The organism is Shimia sp. NS0008-38b, from assembly GCF_040370365.1.
GTDB lineage: Bacteria > Pseudomonadota > Alphaproteobacteria > Rhodobacterales > Rhodobacteraceae > Shimia.
The window spans coordinates 694,451-709,766 of record NZ_BAABWQ010000002.1 but is presented as its reverse complement, the minus strand read 5'-3'; the positions used below and the strand labels follow the sequence as shown (position 1 = coordinate 709,766).

Sequence of the window (15,316 nt, the reverse complement as noted above, 5' to 3'; positions counted from 1 at the left end):
GGCTTCCCATGGTTTTGTCAGGTTTGAGAGGCTCATTCTGCGGGCTCGCTTGCTGTTTTGTCGTCACGTGCGGCTTTGGCGGCGGCCTTTTTGGCTTTGGCGTCGCGCATGGCGTCCAGTGAGGATTGGAACGTCACATAGTGGGGCAGTTTGAAGTGAATGCAGAAGCCGGAGCTTTCGACTCCCTCCGTATGATAGAGGAAGAATTCTTCCTCCGTGGGAGAGCCTTTCTCAGCGCCTTCGCTGTTGAGATCGAGCGTGGCGGCGGAGATGCATTTGACTTCGTTCCAGCCCAAGGTGGCGGCAAAGCCAAGATCGAGATTTTCGCCCTTTTTGTCGACCACTTCGGCTTGGCTCACTTTGGCACGGCCAGCAGAGAATTGGCGGCCGTCAGGGTGTGCAACGACGATTTCAGCCTCGGCCAGACGCAGTTCATTGACGGTGGGGTGAGCTTGTCCGTAACCGCGCATGGCCGCATATCCAAGCGCCAGCGCACCGCCGGTGTCGGCACGCGCCAGAGACTGCAATGTATGCGCCCTTTTTGCAGGGAACAGCAACGGTTCACGGGTCAGGTCAGGGATATCATTGCCCTTCGTCAGATCTGATTTGGGCAACTCAACAAGATCGTTTTCTGCCTGCCATGCGCTGACCGAGGGTTGATAGGCCGGGGAGGGTGTTTCGGCGGGCTCCACAGATGCGGGGAAATAATCTGCGCCGCGCAGCACGTCGGTGGCAAGAATGCGGTGGGCGTAGTCCAACGTGGGGCCAAGCACCTGCCCGCCGGGGATGTCCTTAAACGCGGCGGAGATGCGGCGATGTGTAAACAACGTGTCTTGTTCGACAGGCCTGGCCACAGAGAGGCGCGGTTGAGTTGTGCGCCATGCGCGCAAGAGCAAAACGGCTTCAAAGAGTTCGCCGCCAGTTTGGGCGAGCGCAAGTGCGGCCAGATCCTCGTCGTACAGCGATGCCTCGCCCATGACACGGTCGATCAAGTACGGCATGCTGTGTTTGATGGTATCCACGCGAGACTGGTCAAACGCGCCGATGGCCTCGCGGAAGAGGCGCTCAGATTGCTCGATGGCGTGTTCGCCACCACGGGTTGCGACATAGGCCATCAGAGCACCTCTACAACAGTGGAGCGGGGCAGAGCGAGCACTCGGTTGCCGTCCAGCAGGATCAATTCAAAGCCCGTGGGATAGCGCATCACATGTTTGCGCATGTCCCAAAAGCCATTCGGCAAGCCTGAGACGTTGACAGTGACACTGCCGTTTACGCCTGGGCCGGAAAGGCGCAGCGCCGGGCCCGCACCAAGAGTGGCGCGCACAATAACGGTTGCGCCGTCATCTGGGTAAAGATCGCTACCTAGAGGCATTTGTTTTAGGAGGGTGGCATCAGTGAGAGTGCCAAGGATCAGGTGATCCGCCTGTGGTATGTCGGCGACTTCGGCACCGCTGCGCATCACATCCGGCAGCAGCAGCGGATCTGCGCAATATACGCGGCACTCGCGGTCCATGAGTGCCTCGATCAGGCAGAGTTCGCCTGTTTGGGGTAGAGTTTTGATTTGGCCGGGGCGACTGAAGGCCCACATGAGCGCGTCAAACGTGGCGTTGGCGCTGGCTTCTGCGTCGCTGCGCAGGGGGGTGGAATGTGCCATTCAGAACGTCTCCATATTCACGCGGGTGGCTTGGATGCGACGCAGAGTGTCGACATCCGCTTCCGCCTGCGCCGTTGCCGCTGTTTCACAGAACTCTTTGCAGGCCGATGTCTGAACGCCGCTTTGCAGGGCCAGATCAATCAATGCCATGGCCATCGACGCTTCCAGATCATGGCCACGTCGCAGCCCGTAGCCTTCGATCTCTCCGGAGCGGATATGTGCCTCGCTCACCAGCACTTCGCCCAAATGAAATACGGTGCCCTGCGCGGTATCGCGCATGGGCAGCATCACAAGACCGGTGCGACTGTGTAAGACATCAATGTCTCCCAGTTCATCAATCAAGGTTTCCGCAAAACGTGTAAGCGTTTTTGCGTCTGTTTTTGCCAATGCATCAAGTTGTGGATCTGTGTCAGCCATCGCCCTGCCCTGAAATTGTGAATTTCACCCGCCCTGACGCCCAAATAACTTTGCTGTGGGAGATCGGGGCACCGGTGGGATCCGCGTCTGTGGCGCGGACCACCATCACTGGCAAGTCTGGGTGTTGTCGGAGTGTCTTTGCTTCTTCGGTGCGCGCTGGGCGCGAGAAAAACTCTGTGTCGATCCGGTGGTAATCGTCGATGCCATAAGATTGAAATGTCTTGGTCACCGAGTTCAGCGTCTCGCGGCGGGCAACGAAATCAGGAAAGCGATCTGCAGAGTACCACGCGGTTCCGAAGGCAATCGGGAGCCCATCTGCGAAAGTGATACGTTGGCTGCTCACAACCTTCTCACCCGCGGATAGTTTGAGCGCGGCGCGTAACCGATCGGTGGCCTCGACAATGTCGCCAGCCAAAGGCGCACTGCTGACCACACAGCCTTGAGGCACCAAATTCGGGCTGAGGCGGGTGCGCTTTCCGATCGTGTATGTCAGGCGCGGGGCCTCTTCGACAAACGTGCCGCGGCCCTGTTCTATGCTGACTTTGCCCTCTTTTGCGAGGGCTTCTACGGCGCGCCGCACGGAGTGACGTCCGGCGTCAAATCGAGTGGCAAGTTGCGGTTCAGTTGGCAACTTGTCTCCGGTGTTAAACTGGCCGGAGGCGATATCGTCGGCGAGCGCGTCGCGGATCATTGTCCAATTTGTACGTGTCATGGCTCACAATCATTCGAATGAATTTCGGGATAAGATGGACACGTGACATCCCCGTGACAGAGAGGCAATCAATCAGAGAAATTTTGAGCACCGCCCGTCGTTGAGATTTTTGACGCCCCACAGCATTCGGGGCCACCGATTTTTGAAAAGGTAGCCCCGATTGGGATGTCATTTTGGGTGTGTCGGAAACGGTACCGTAGCGATGACGCGACGGGCAGAGGTTGGTCAGTCGCCGCCGCCGCCCTCCGGACCACCTTCCATGGCGTCTTCGTCAATAGCAGCTTCGACGGCCCCCACAACGGCCTCCCGTTGTTTGGGGGTGAGGTCCTCTTCTTTGACGTCATCAGCAATACGCACAGTGACCTCGCGGTGGGCGAACTTGATCCCCTCGCGGGCAAAGAGTTCGCGGATTTCGTGATACACTTTTTTGCGCACCAACCATTGGTCACCGGGTTTGGTCATGAATTTGACGCGGATAATCATGGCACTGTCTTGCATCTCGACCACGCCCTGAGACTTTAGCGGTTGGATGAAGTTGTGGCCGATGACCGGATCGTCCAGCAATTCAACGCCAAGGTTTTTCACCAGTTTGCGCACGCGCTCTACATCTGTGTCATAGGTCACACGCAGTTTGAGTTTCATGATCACCCAATCGCGCGAATAGTTAGTGAGGTATTGGATCTCACCAAATGGGATGGTGTGCAGAGGGCCCAGATGGTGGCGCAGCTGGAAAGAGCGAACGGAGATTTTTTCGACCGTGCCTTTGACCGAGCCGATGTCGATATATTCACCTTTGCGGAATGCGTCATCAAACAAGAAGAAGGCACCAGAAAAGATATCGCGGACCAAGGATTGTGCACCAAAGCCAACCGCCAGACCAACCACACCAGCACCAGCAAACAGTGGGCTGACGTTGACGCCAAGTTCAAGCAGCACGATCAGGATGATGGTGACGAGGATCACAAGCAGGATGAAGTTTCGAAACAGTGGCAGCAAGGTTGCAAGACGGCTGGCGCTGGCCCCGCCGCCTTCATCACCCAGTTCGGCCTCGGTCTCCGGCTCACCTGACTCCTCGCGGATGCGGCGATCGATCCAAATGCGGAAGGTGTGAAAGCCGATGTATCCCAAGAACACAATAACGACCACATCCAGTATTCGCCCGCTGACCATGTCGTCTCGGATGAGGTGATCAAGGTCAAAGATATACAGCGCAGCATATAGCCCCGCAACCAAAGCCAGTACACCTGACACCCGCCGTGCGAGCTCTTCGTAGGTGTGCATTTGACGGTGGTCTATGATGTCCTCAAGAAGGGTGAGTTCTTCTTCTTGCTGTTCGGACAGCTGGCCATCTGTTGTGGCCTCTTCGCGCAGTGCCTCCGCCGCATCATTCATTTCCTGGACGTTGCGGTGGCGCTCAAAGTAGCGTTCGATGCCGTAGTTGATTGTCGCATAGACCACCAAAACGGCGGTCAAAATGGCATAGGCACCGGCGATCAACGGGATTTCGGTGTCGTTGCCCATGATAAGGTTCCACGACAAACGCGCCCATCCAAAAGCCACGTAGATGAGAAAGATCGGTGCCCAAAGTGTGCTGGCAAGGCGAGTCGCCAACGGTACTTTGTTAGACGGACGACCATTGCGCAGCGCATTGGAAATAGACACTCGGTTGGCAAAAACCATGGCGACGTTGCCAAGTGCGAACAAAGACCCAAGCAGGAAGGTCATCATCGCGTAGACGTCATAAACCAGTCCCAGTTCGTTGAGCCATTCGCCGAAAATAATCGTCACGGCATCGACCATGCCTAAGACACACACCCAATAGTGCAACTTTTTGGCGTCTGGCGTGGAGAAAGCGGGAATGCGGTATTGTGAAAGGTACGGCGATAAGATCATGCGCCAGACCAGTGCGATCATGCGAGAGAGAGCGTAGGCTGCAAAGATGGAAGCGCTGGTAAATCGGACAGCGGTGTCATCAGACGTGCCAAATATGATAAGGCCCAAAAGAGCAGCGACGGCCATGCTGACAAAAACGCCGATCACACCGCCAATAAAGCGCACCAGCAGGAACGGCAGTTTTTGCGTATAGCCCTCGGGGTTTTCTTTGATCAACGGAATCACAAAACGGGCCGCTATGCGTTTTCCATAGATCCGTGATTCCACCAAACGTCCGATTGCGAGCAGCAGCAAGATGATGGCCAGTTGCTTGGCAAACAGCATGATGGTGCCATCTGGACTTGAGGCGCGAAGGATAAAGAGGACCTCGTTCATGGCAGCTGGGAAGTGATCCAGACGGCTCATGAGGATTTGGTTGAATCCTTCAAGTTCCCATTGGAGTCGCATCACGGCTGTCATGTTGCTGGTCTCAGAGACTTCTTCCGATGTACTCTCGTCCATCTCTGCAGGCATGGGGTCGCCGTTGCCGTCAAGAATGATAACGGTCATGCCGGTTTCAGCAGCCTGTTCCACAATCTGTGAAATGGAGGAATTAAGAGTGGTTTCGTCGGTGTCCTGCGCAGCCAGTTGAGTCACTGGAAGAAGCAGGCAAGCCGCCAACACCGCAAACAAATATCGGAACATTTTAGTGTCTTTCCCTGTCGTCGTTTTTTCGTCTTACAGGAAGTCTTGGGTGTCGCGAAAGGAAATACACTTTCCATATCGTGAAACTTGCTCAATGGCTCAGTGCTTTGGGGGTGACAAACAGGGGTAAAAACGGTAGCGCACAAAATACGTGCGAAGGTCGCGGATCTATTTTGGGGACACAGCAAACGTGAGCCAGTCTAAACAGGAAAAAATCGCCGTCCTTGGGCTTGGTTACGTTGGATTGCCGTTGGCACTGGGTTTGGCGCGTGCGGGATTTGATGTTTTGGGATTTGACACCAATCCCAAGATGGTCGCGCGTTTGCATAGCGGAGAAGATCCCAACGGTGAAGTGTCCCCTGAAACTGTGGCCGCCAGCACAATGGCATTCAGTGATGCAGCAGAAGATTTGTCCGGCCGCACGGTTTTTATTCTGAGTGTTCCAACGCCAATCACGGACGCCAAAGCCCCGGATCTGGGTCCAGTGCTTGGGGCTTGTGCAACGGTTGCACCCCATTTGCGACCTGATGCTTTGGTGATCTTGGAAAGCACTGTGTATCCCGGCGTGACCGAAGAGGTTTGCGGCCCTGCTTTGGCACAGGCAAGCGGGTTGCGCGCAGGAGACGATATCAAGTTGGCCTATTCGCCGGAGCGGGTGAACCCGGGCGATGCAGAGCACACTCTGGAAAATGTCGTCAAAGTCATTGCCGCACAGGATGACGAGACCCTGGCGCGGGTGGAGGCGATTTACGGCCCTGTGATCAAAGCGGGCTTGCATGCGGCGAGCTCGATCAAGACCGCAGAGGCAGCCAAGGTCATTGAGAACACGCAGCGTGACTTGAACATCGCTTTGGTCAATGAGTTTTCGCTGATCTTCTCGCGTATGGGGCTCGACACCTTAGAGGTGCTTGAGGCTGCTGGCACCAAATGGAATTTCTTGCCATTTAAGCCAGGACTTGTCGGGGGGCACTGTATTGGCGTGGACCCTTACTATTTGACCTACAGGGCGGAACAGCTCGGCTATCATCCGGAAGTCATTTTGGCGGGTCGACGGATCAATGACCACATGGGCCGCCATGTCGCACAGGAAATGATCAAAGGTATGTTGGCCAAAGGCACAAACCCATCTGGCGCGCGCGTGTTGGTGATGGGTTTGGCGTTTAAGGAAAACTGTGCAGACACGCGCAACACGCGCGTGGCAGATATCGTTGAGGAACTAGAGAGTTACAGCGTCAATGTCGACGTTTGGGACCCTTGGGTTGAGGACGAAGCTGTAGAGGCAGAATATGGCATCACGCCAATTGATGCGCCTGAAAATGGGGCATATGACGGTATTGTCGTGGCTGTGGCGCATCGCCAGTTCACCGAGTTGGGTGGCGCGGCGATAAGAGCTCTCGGAAAGCCCACGGCTTTGCTCTACGATATCAAGGGCGTGTTACCCAAGTCTGAGTCGGACTTGCGGTTGTAAATAGAGTTGAGGCGCGAAATTTGTCTGAGGCGATTGCGATGACAGGGGATCTGGCGGCCAATGCGTCGCCGCGCGTGCTGTTGTACAGCCACGACACCTATGGGCTTGGCCATTTGCGCCGATCCCGCGCTTTGGCGACAGCTATCACCCAAGCCGACAGTCGCATCACAGCCTTGATTCTTACCGGCTCTCCAGTGGCGGGGCGGTTTCCGTTTCCAGACAATGTGGACCACATTCGCCTGCCGGGAGTCACCAAGACGCCGGATGGTAACTATGAAAGTGAGCGACTGGGGCTGCATATTGATGAAACAACTGCGCTGCGTGCTGGGTTGATCAAGGCCACGGTTGAGCATTTTGACCCCGACGTATTGATTGTCGACAAGGAGCCAACTGGCTTTCGTGGCGAACTGCTTCCTGCGCTTGACTGGTTGAAAGAAAAGCGCAAAGCGCATTTGGTTTTGGGGCTGCGCGACGTTTTGGATGATCCAAGTGTGCTTTCAGCTGAGTGGGATCGCAAAGGAGCGCTTGAGGCTGCAGAGCGTTACTACGATGAGACTTGGGTGTATGGTTTGCGCTCGGTCTATGATCCGACCGAGGGACTTGATTTGTCACCGGCGTTCCGGTCTCGGATGAAGTTTACTGGTTATTTGCAACGCGAAGCAATGAGTGAGGGTGAGACGCCTGAGCAACCGTACGTGCTTGTCACGCCCGGTGGTGGTGGCGATGGCGCCGGTATGGTTGATCTTGTGTTGTCTGCTTATGAGCAGGATCCGGATTTGTCGCCGCGTGCCATGCTGGTTTACGGCCCATTTCTATCCGGTGAAGTGCGCGCAGAGTTTGAAGTCCGTGTGGCTAAGCTTAATGGCAGGGTGCAGGCGGTTGGCTTTGACAGCCGCATGGAGACCTTGATGAAAGGCGCACAGGGCATCGTGTCGATGGGCGGGTACAACACGTTCTGCGAGGTGCTGTCTTTCGATAAACCGGTGGTGATTGTTCCACGCACACGTCCCCGCATGGAGCAACATATTCGAGCCAGCCGCGCCGAAGACATGGGCCTTGTACGCATGTTGGATGAAGACCGTGACGGGTTTACAGCCGATGCCATGATCGCAGCCATTCGTGCTTTGCCGCATCAGCCAAAGCCAAGCCATGCCTTTGTGCCGGGTTTGCTGGATGGGTTGGATGTGGTGTCAGACCGGACACTGGCGATGTTGGGTCTGGTCAGGTCACAAGGCGTAGCATGACAAAAAGACGTCCCAAGGTAGCGGTGGTGGTCAAAGGCTGGCCCCGCCTGTCAGAGACATTTATTGCGCAAGAACTCGTGGCACTTGAAGAAATGGGCTACGATCTGGATCTGTGGTCGCTGCGGTTTCCAACAGACAAGAAGCGCCATCCGCTGCACAAACGGTTGCAAGCGCCGGTACACTACCTACCGGAGTATCTGCATCAAGAACCTGCACGGGTGTTGGGCGGGCTCTTCGGCGTGATTGCCAAGCCCGGGTTTTGGAAAGCTGTCGGCATTTGGTTCAAAGACCTGCGTCGGGATAAAACGCGCAACCGCGTGCGCCGCTTTGGGCAAGCCTGTGTTTTGGCGCGTGAGCTGCCAGACAACATCGATTTGCTGTATGCGCACTTCATGCACACACCGGCGTCGGTGACGCGCTACGCTGCGATTATGCGGGACATGCCGTGGTCTGTGTCCGCGCATGCGAAGGATATTTGGACTTCACCTGAGTGGGAAAAGCGCGAAAAGCTGCAGGGCTCTACTTTTGGCGCGGCATTTCTGGCGACTTGTACAGGTGTTGGTGCCAAGCATTTGTCAGACTTGGCGGACCGGCCAGATCGAGTCGAGCTCGTCTATCATGGTTTGGATTTGACCCGATTTCCAGAGCCGCCTGAACCGCGAGCGGCGGAGCACGGAGTCCGATTTTTGTCTGTTGGTCGGCTGGTTGAAAAAAAGGGTTTTGATCGGCTGATAGCGGCGCTTGCGCTGTTGCCTGACGATCTGGACTGGCACTGGGAACACATCGGCGGTGGTGGCTCTGGTGCGGCGTTGGAAGCGGAAGCAGAGCGTTTGGGTATCGCGGACAAAGTCACTTGGCGCGGCGCCTGTGATCAGCCCGAAGTGATCGACGCTATGCGGACGTCAGATGTGTTTGTGCTGCCGAGTCGGATTGCTGAGGATGGTGACCGGGACGGGTTACCAAACGTATTGATGGAGGCGGCGAGCCAAAAGCTGTGTTTGTTGTCCACGCCAGTTTCTGCGATTCCGGAGTTTATCACCGACGGGGAACATGGCGTGTTGAGCGACGATACGCCGGCAGATTTGGCTGCAAACCTGCTGCGACTTGCGCGGAATTCGGATCTGCGGATCGCTTTGGCAGATGCGGCTTATGTACGACTGACGACGTCGTTTCTTATGCAGCCGGGTATCGAGCAACTGGATGCGCGTTTGCAGGCAGCGGCGCCTGCGGACCAGAAGGCGTGACGCCATGGCGCGGATTGCTTTTTACGCGCCTTTGAAGTCACCGCATCACCCGGTGCCGTCCGGTGAACGCGAGATAGCGCGCAATTTTATGCGTGTTCTTGAGCATGACGGCCACACACCAGTATTGGCTTCGGAATTGCGAACCTTTGAAAAGCGCGGTGATGCTGTCACGCAAGCAGCCTTGATTGATCAGGCGGAGCGGGCTTGCACAGGGTTGGTGGCACAAGGACAAAAAGACAAATGGGCCGCCTGGGTGACCTATCACAATTACTACAAAGCCCCCGATTTGTTGGGCCCAACAGTCAGTAAGGCATTGGGCATTCCTTATGTGTTGGTCGAGGCCACGCGAGCCAGCAAGCGGTTGGGCGGCCCTTGGGACGCGTTTGAGCGCAAAGCTGAAGAGGCGATCGACCTGGCAGATGTGGTGTTCCATTTCACCGAACGGGATGCCGAAGCTCTGCGTGCAAATCTGCGGGATGGGCAGCAGCTTGTGGCTTTGCAGCCCTTTCTGGCCATGGAGACGTTACCTGCCGCGGCAATTGGGCAAGCGCCGTTGGTGCTGATTGCGGGGATGATGCGGGCTGGAGATAAGTTGGCGTCCTACGCGATCGCGGCAGAGGCTTTGACACATATGCCTGATGGGCCATGGCGGGTTGAGATCGCCGGCGATGGGCCAATGCGCGAAGAAGTCGCCACACTGATGGCACCGTTTGGTGAGCGGGTGCAGTTTTTGGGGCAGTTGGATACGGCGGGAATGGCAGCCGCCTATCAGCGGGCGCGTGTGTTTTTATGGCCCGGCGTGAATGAAGCTTTCGGGATGGCTTATCTGGAAGCGCAGGCCCATGGCGTGCCCGTGGTTGCCGAGAACCGACCCGGTGTGAACGAAGTGGTTGCGCCTGACGGTTTGGTGCCTGTTGGGATGCCGGAAGCGCTTGCGGCGTCGGTATTGCATGTGTTGAATGACCCTGATTGCCACGACGCGCGCGCGCAAGCGGCGCGAGATTTGATTGCCGAGAGCCACTTGATGCCCGCTGCGCGGCGCAGGGTTTGGCGCATTTTGACGCCTTTGCTGAAAGACATTCCATGATCCGATTTTCTATGATGCGTCACGGACATACCGCGTGGAACCGCGCGCATCAGATTCAAGGGCGCACAGACATTCCATTGGATGATCAAGCACGTAAGGACCTGTCTGGGTTTGCTTTGCCTGAGGGCTGGGAAGAGGCGGACCTTTACGCCAGTCCGCTTTCTCGGGCACGGGAAACGGCAAAGATTGTGGCAGGGCGCGATCCTCATGTTGTGGATGCACTGATCGAGATGGATTGGGGGAAGTGGGAAGGCAAAAAAGGCGTTGACCTTAAAGCAGATCCCAACAGCGGATTTCGTGACATCGAAGCTTGGGGATGGGACTATCGCCCGCCCGCAGGAGAGAGCCCGCGTGAGGTCTGGGCGCGGGTTGCACCATGGTTGTTTGGCTTGCAGAGCGACACAATTGCAGTGTGCCATATCGGCACGATGCGCATGGTTTTGGCAAAGGCGTATGGTTGGGATTTTATGGGCCCGGCGCCATTTGCGGTGAAGCGAAATCGGCTTTTTGTGGTGGAAATTCAGGGCCATGAGATTAAAATAGCGGACCCATCTATTGTGAGGTTGAAAGGGCGCGGCTCATGAAGGTTTTGATCGCAGTCACTCATTTGCTTGGCACTGGCCATTTGTCGCGCGCCCTGACTTTGGCGCAGGCGTTTGTGCGCGAAGGTCATGAAGCCGTGGTGCTCTCAGGTGGATGTCCTGCGCCGCATTTGGAGAACGAGACTGTGCCCTTGGTGCAATTGCCTCCGCTTGCATCTGATGGGGTCGATTTCACAAAATTGCTGACGGATGCCGGCGTGGAGGCGGATGATGCCTATATGTCTGCGCGGCAGAAACAGGCCGCTGCGGCTGTGCAAGAGATGAAACCCGATGTGTTGATAACGGAGCTGTTCCCGTTTGGCCGTCGCAGTCTGTCGCAGGAGTTTGAGGCGTTGCTGAAGACGGCACAGGCGCTCACTCCGCGACCAGTTGTTCTGTCTTCTGTACGTGACATCCTTGCGCCGCCTTCCAAGGCCAGCAAAGCAACGATGGCGCGAGATCGGTTAAAGATTTACTACGACGCGGTGTTGGTTCATGCGGACTCCGATTTGACCCAGCTCGGTGTCAGTTGGCCTGTTACCAGTGATGTGACCCGCATGTTGCACTATACCGGCTATGTTGCGCCGGCTGCGCCGCAGCCACATCCCGAGGGTGTCGGCACAGGTGAAGTTTTGGTCAGTGCGGGCGGTGGCTCTGTTGGACAAGCCTTGTTTGAGAGCGCGATCAGAGCGGCTAAGAGAAGCCCGCTTCGATGGCGGATTTTGGTGGGTGGGGCCGACAAAGAAAAGCGTATTGCGGCATTGAAGGCGCAAGCGAATGACCCGACAATCATCATTGAAGCCGTACGCCCTGACTTTCGTCAAATGCTGCATCAAGCTGCGGCGTCGGTGAGCATGTGTGGCTACAACACTGCGATGGACGTGCTGCAGACCGGTGTTCCGGCCGTGTTTGTGCCGTTTGATGAAGGCGGCGAAGTGGAGCAAACCTTGCGGGCGCGGTCGTTATCGGTGCAGCCGGCGATAGAGGTTTTACCAGCCGCAGACTTGACGCCGCAAAATCTGCTCGGAGAGTTGAAACGAGTGTTACGAGATGGGCGGCGTAGCTCTTCAGAATTCCGGATGAATGGCGCGGCGGAAAGCGTACGTATCACGCAGGCGATTTTGGCGGAACTGCGGTCATGAAAGTTGATTGGGCACCGCTGCGCTCAGAGCTTGCCATTTGGCGGGCTGAGGGGCTGCAATTGCCTTTTTGGTGGCGTGATGATGATGCGGTGACGCAGACTGCTGCGTTGGAGCAGCTTGCCGCATTGAGCGAAGATGTTGCTGTTCCAGTGCATCTGGCAGTCATTCCTAAGATGGCGACACAGGCTTTGGCGGATGGGCTGCCAGCGCTGTTTTTGCCGGTGGTTCATGGATGGTGCCACACGAGCCATGCACCAGAAGGGCACAAAAACGCTGAATTTGGGGTCGGGCGCGATCATGCGGAGGCCGTAACGGATTTGCAGGCCGGTTTGGCACGGATGTCTGTTTTGTTTGGTGATCGTTTGTCGCCAATGTTTGTACCGCCTTGGAACCGGATGGACACAGCGTTTTTCCCGGAGCTTGGCCTGCTCGGCTACACGGCGGTTTCGACCTACAATCCGCGAAAAGCCGATATGGCCGCGCCAATGGTTGCGCAGATCAACACACATATTGATCCGATTTTTTGGCGTGGTACGCGCGGTTTGGTTGATACGGAGACGCTGGTGTCTCAATTGGTTCAACTTTTGCAAGAGCGCCGCACTGGCATCACAGACAATCACGAACCCTTGGGATATCTGACGCATCACCTTGCGCATGACGCAGATATCTGGGAGTTTTCGCGACAAGTATTGCATGAAATTTGCGAAGGGCCCGTATGGCTTTATCGCCATAAAAAAGAGGGCACCTCATGAGCCGATTGAATAGCATGATGCGCCGGTTGGCGGCACAGGCCGAGGGGCTGGAATGGGCAAACTCCCGGGTGGACAGCCTGAAGGGGGATTTTTTGGACATGGGTTTGGGCAATGGACGGACCTATGACCACCTGCGCGAGATCGCGGGGGATCGGCGCATTTGGGTTATAGACCGCGCGCTCAATTGCCATCACTCCTGCGTTCCTCCTGAGGAAGATTTTCTTCAGGGCGAGGCAGAAGATATGCTGAAAAAGATGGCGTCAGATGGCACCAAGGTTGCCTTGGGGCATTATGATTTTGGCTTTGGAGACAAGGAAAAAGATGTGGCTGAAGCCGCGCGTTTGTCGGTGTTTATCAAAGATATTATGTTGCCCGGCGGGGCCTTGGTATCAGGCCAGCCGTTGGTGGGGTTTGAGCAGGTGCGTGGCCCGGTAAGTGTCGCTCCGGAACGGTATTACTTTTACAGAACATAACGCTGCGATCAGCTAGGCCGCTTTAGGATTGAGCGGCGCAACCTGCTCAATCTACACCGATAATGTGCTGTTCGCCGCGCTGGCGGGCCAGCAACATCTGCTTTTGACGTTCCCGGAAGCGTGCCTTGTCCCGTTCGGAATTCTCATCGATACAGTGGTGGCAGCTTACGCCAGCTTCGTACTCCGGGCGGTCTAAGTCCTCGGGCAAAATTGGGCGACGGCAGGCGTGACACAGCACATGCGGCCCTTCTTTCAACTCATGTCCAACAGAGACACGACCATCAAAAACAAAGCATTCTCCATCCCAGGTGCTCTCTTCCTGTGGTACTTCTTCTAGGTACTTCAGGATGCCGCCTTTGAGATGGTAGACATCTTCAACTCCTTGATTCATCAAGAAATTGGTGGATTTTTCACATCGAATGCCGCCGGTGCAAAACATGGCAATGCGCTTGTTGTGGAAGCGATCTTTGTTCTCTTCCCACCAAGCCGGGAACTCGCGGAAAGAGGCGGTTTCTGGATCAACGGCGCCCTGGAACGTGCCAATGGCCACTTCGTAGTTGTTGCGCGTGTCAATGGTCACCACGTCCGGAGCCTGAATCAACTCGTTCCAGTCCTCAGGATTCACGTAGTTGCCCACATGTGCGGTTGGATCAACATTGGGCTGGCCAAGTGTGACGATCTCTTTCTTGAGCTTCACTTTGATCCGCGGGAACGGCTTTTCAGCTGCGGTGCTGAGTTTCCACTCAAAATTTGCGCAGCCGGGGAGCGATTGAATATGTGCAATGACAGTCTCAATACCCTTTCGGGGGCCTGCTATGGTGCCGTTGATCCCTTCGTGGGCCAGCAGCAACGTGCCGGTTATGCCTTCCTTCTGGCACAGCTCCAACAGAGGCGGACGAAGGGCCTCGTGATTGTCAAAACGGCTGAAGTGATAGAGAGCACAAACTGTATACATAGCGGTCCATTACGCCCATTTTGGTCTCTGTTCAAGATCGGCGGGCTTGTTGCTTATTGCGGTTTCCTGAGCAATCGTGGCCGTCATGCACCGATCTTCTCACTGGGGGAAATAGGGCAAAATGGCACGTCTGCAATACGTCGGTATTGCGTCTGTATCGCGACGGTGGAAAATTTCAGAAAAGCGCGCTGATCCCGCCCCAGATTAGGCGCAGTGCAACAAGCACCAAAATGACGTTTAGGACGCGATGGAAACCGTGGTCAGTCATGCGGCCCAAGACAATTTTGCCAACCCATGTCCCAAGCGCGCCAGCAACGATCAGCGCACCGATGACGGCGGCCCATTCTCCGTAGGCAAACCCCAGAACGCCGAACATTGCGACTTTGAGCCCGTGTTGTACCGTCATTAGGACGGCCTGCGTGCCCGTGTGCGTGTGGCGGTCGAGTTTCAGGGACTTGACGTAGCCCGCAACAAACGGGCCGGTTGCCCCGAAGAACATTGTGAGGAAACTGGAGATCAGCCCCGTAACCAGCGGCCATTGGGAAAGCCATCGGGGCGGATGGACGAAGACAACCCAAAGGATGAAAATTCCGACGGCTGACTGCACCAACCAAGCGGGAAGACTGACCACCACGCTGCCGCCGATGGCGACTCCCACCAAGGAGCCAATTACAAATGCTGGCAGCGCGGTCCACATCACATTGCGACGGAAAAGCAGTGCGCGGGTGGTATTGGAGCCAAGTTGCACAACGCCGTGGACCGGGATGATCGCAGCAGGCGGCAGAAGTATTGCACAAGCGCCTAAGAAAGCGACTCCGCCGCCGATCCCGAAGGCGGCGGTGAGGAACGACCCTGCGAAGCTGAAGGCGAGAAGTGCCAACGCTGCAGCTTGAGCAAGATCAGGGGGGAGCAGGGTGGACATGGCGCCACTATGGACAGAACTGTGGTGAGATCAAGCGGGTCTTTGGGGTGGTATTGCTGCCGAATATGTCTCCTGCCTTTACAGGGCT

15 protein-coding genes are annotated in these 15,316 nt (G+C 56.2%); 8 read left to right on the top strand and 7 right to left on the bottom strand.

The features are described from left to right. Positions 1-32: 32 nt before the first annotated feature. From ABWV47_RS09520 to ABWV47_RS09500, 5 genes are all read right to left on the bottom strand, one after another. On the bottom strand, positions 33-1,115 hold the full coding sequence (locus ABWV47_RS09520) for a carbon-phosphorus lyase complex subunit PhnI (protein ID WP_353311098.1): 1,083 nt from the start codon (positions 1,113-1,115) through the stop codon (positions 33-35). After that, the gene (gene phnH / locus ABWV47_RS09515; protein WP_353311096.1) at positions 1,115-1,654 is read right to left on the bottom strand and encodes a phosphonate C-P lyase system protein PhnH; all 540 of its coding nucleotides are present in this window, start codon (positions 1,652-1,654) and stop codon (positions 1,115-1,117) included. Before phnH ends, ABWV47_RS09520 begins: the two co-directional genes overlap by 1 nt. After that, on the bottom strand, positions 1,655-2,071 hold the full coding sequence (locus tag ABWV47_RS09510; protein WP_353311094.1) for a phosphonate C-P lyase system protein PhnG: 417 nt from the start codon (positions 2,069-2,071) through the stop codon (positions 1,655-1,657). Next, complete coding sequence (gene phnF / locus ABWV47_RS09505; RefSeq protein ID WP_353311092.1) at positions 2,064-2,783, bottom strand: phosphonate metabolism transcriptional regulator PhnF; 720 nt, start codon at positions 2,781-2,783, stop codon at positions 2,064-2,066. The genes ABWV47_RS09510 and phnF overlap by 8 nt, the downstream gene beginning before the upstream one ends. 225 nt (positions 2,784-3,008) lie before the next feature. Beyond that, positions 3,009-5,360: a mechanosensitive ion channel family protein gene (locus ABWV47_RS09500; protein WP_353311090.1), complete on the bottom strand. Its 2,352-nt coding sequence runs from the start codon at positions 5,358-5,360 to the stop codon at positions 3,009-3,011. 190 nt (positions 5,361-5,550) lie between these two features. Between ABWV47_RS09500 and ABWV47_RS09495 the strand changes: the two genes are divergently transcribed. From ABWV47_RS09495 to ABWV47_RS09460, 8 genes are read left to right on the top strand one after another with little or no spacing between them, the layout of a single operon-like run. After that, positions 5,551-6,828, top strand: a complete 1,278-nt coding sequence (locus ABWV47_RS09495; RefSeq protein WP_353311088.1) for a nucleotide sugar dehydrogenase — start codon at positions 5,551-5,553, stop codon at positions 6,826-6,828. Positions 6,829-6,866: 38 nt separating this feature from the next. Continuing rightward, a complete protein-coding gene (locus tag ABWV47_RS09490; RefSeq protein WP_353311086.1) occupies positions 6,867-8,072 on the top strand; it encodes a glycosyltransferase family protein in 1,206 nt (401 codons plus the stop codon). Further along, positions 8,069-9,316, top strand: a complete 1,248-nt coding sequence (locus ABWV47_RS09485; RefSeq protein WP_353311084.1) for a glycosyltransferase family 4 protein — start codon at positions 8,069-8,071, stop codon at positions 9,314-9,316. The genes ABWV47_RS09490 and ABWV47_RS09485 overlap by 4 nt, the downstream gene beginning before the upstream one ends. A 4-nt stretch (positions 9,317-9,320) precedes the next feature. Then, positions 9,321-10,403, top strand: coding sequence for a glycosyltransferase family 4 protein (locus ABWV47_RS09480; protein WP_353311082.1), 1,083 nt, complete (start codon positions 9,321-9,323; stop codon positions 10,401-10,403). After that, positions 10,400-10,987 (top strand): histidine phosphatase family protein, encoded by a 588-nt coding sequence (locus ABWV47_RS09475; RefSeq protein WP_353311080.1) that lies wholly within the window; start codon positions 10,400-10,402, stop codon positions 10,985-10,987. Before ABWV47_RS09480 ends, ABWV47_RS09475 begins: the two co-directional genes overlap by 4 nt. Beyond that, complete coding sequence (locus ABWV47_RS09470) at positions 10,984-12,126, top strand: glycosyltransferase family protein (protein WP_353311078.1); 1,143 nt, start codon at positions 10,984-10,986, stop codon at positions 12,124-12,126. The genes ABWV47_RS09475 and ABWV47_RS09470 overlap by 4 nt, the downstream gene beginning before the upstream one ends. After that, entirely contained in the window at positions 12,123-12,878 is a 756-nt protein-coding gene (locus ABWV47_RS09465) for a polysaccharide deacetylase family protein (RefSeq protein WP_353311076.1), read from the top strand. Before ABWV47_RS09470 ends, ABWV47_RS09465 begins: the two co-directional genes overlap by 4 nt. Then, positions 12,875-13,351 carry a class I SAM-dependent methyltransferase gene (locus tag ABWV47_RS09460; RefSeq protein WP_353311074.1) on the top strand — a complete coding sequence of 159 codons (477 nt, stop codon included), beginning with the start codon at positions 12,875-12,877 and terminating at the stop codon, positions 13,349-13,351. Before ABWV47_RS09465 ends, ABWV47_RS09460 begins: the two co-directional genes overlap by 4 nt. A 46-nt stretch (positions 13,352-13,397) precedes the next feature. Here ABWV47_RS09460 and trhO read toward each other — a convergent pair whose 3' ends face one another. Continuing rightward, entirely contained in the window at positions 13,398-14,306 is a 909-nt protein-coding gene (gene trhO / locus ABWV47_RS09455) for an oxygen-dependent tRNA uridine(34) hydroxylase TrhO (protein WP_353311072.1), read from the bottom strand. A 175-nt stretch (positions 14,307-14,481) separates the two neighbouring features. Beyond that, positions 14,482-15,228, bottom strand: a complete 747-nt coding sequence (locus tag ABWV47_RS09450; protein ID WP_353311071.1) for a sulfite exporter TauE/SafE family protein — start codon at positions 15,226-15,228, stop codon at positions 14,482-14,484. Between the last annotated feature and the right edge of the window lie 88 nt (positions 15,229-15,316).

Bases quoted from the DNA above. Each gene is read 5' to 3' on its own strand.
- ABWV47_RS09470 (WP_353311078.1), top strand. From the start codon at position 10,984: ATGAAGGTTTTGATCGCAGTCACTCATTTGCTTGGCACTGGCCATTTG.
- phnF (WP_353311092.1), bottom strand. From the start codon at position 2,783: ATGACACGTACAAATTGGACAATGATCCGCGACGCGCTCGCCGACGAT.
- ABWV47_RS09460 (WP_353311074.1), top strand. From the start codon at position 12,875: ATGAGCCGATTGAATAGCATGATGCGCCGGTTGGCGGCACAGGCCGAG.
- ABWV47_RS09450 (WP_353311071.1), bottom strand. From the start codon at position 15,228: ATGTCCACCCTGCTCCCCCCTGATCTTGCTCAAGCTGCAGCGTTGGCA.
- ABWV47_RS09490 (WP_353311086.1), top strand. From the start codon at position 6,867: ATGACAGGGGATCTGGCGGCCAATGCGTCGCCGCGCGTGCTGTTGTAC.
- ABWV47_RS09520 (WP_353311098.1), bottom strand. From the start codon at position 1,115: ATGGCCTATGTCGCAACCCGTGGTGGCGAACACGCCATCGAGCAATCT.
- ABWV47_RS09485 (WP_353311084.1), top strand. From the start codon at position 8,069: ATGACAAAAAGACGTCCCAAGGTAGCGGTGGTGGTCAAAGGCTGGCCC.
- ABWV47_RS09500 (WP_353311090.1), bottom strand. From the start codon at position 5,360: ATGTTCCGATATTTGTTTGCGGTGTTGGCGGCTTGCCTGCTTCTTCCA.
- ABWV47_RS09480 (WP_353311082.1), top strand. From the start codon at position 9,321: ATGGCGCGGATTGCTTTTTACGCGCCTTTGAAGTCACCGCATCACCCG.
- ABWV47_RS09475 (WP_353311080.1), top strand. From the start codon at position 10,400: ATGATCCGATTTTCTATGATGCGTCACGGACATACCGCGTGGAACCGC.
- ABWV47_RS09510 (WP_353311094.1), bottom strand. From the start codon at position 2,071: ATGGCTGACACAGATCCACAACTTGATGCATTGGCAAAAACAGACGCA.
- phnH (WP_353311096.1), bottom strand. From the start codon at position 1,654: ATGGCACATTCCACCCCCCTGCGCAGCGACGCAGAAGCCAGCGCCAAC.
- ABWV47_RS09465 (WP_353311076.1), top strand. From the start codon at position 12,123: ATGAAAGTTGATTGGGCACCGCTGCGCTCAGAGCTTGCCATTTGGCGG.
- trhO (WP_353311072.1), bottom strand. From the start codon at position 14,306: ATGTATACAGTTTGTGCTCTCTATCACTTCAGCCGTTTTGACAATCAC.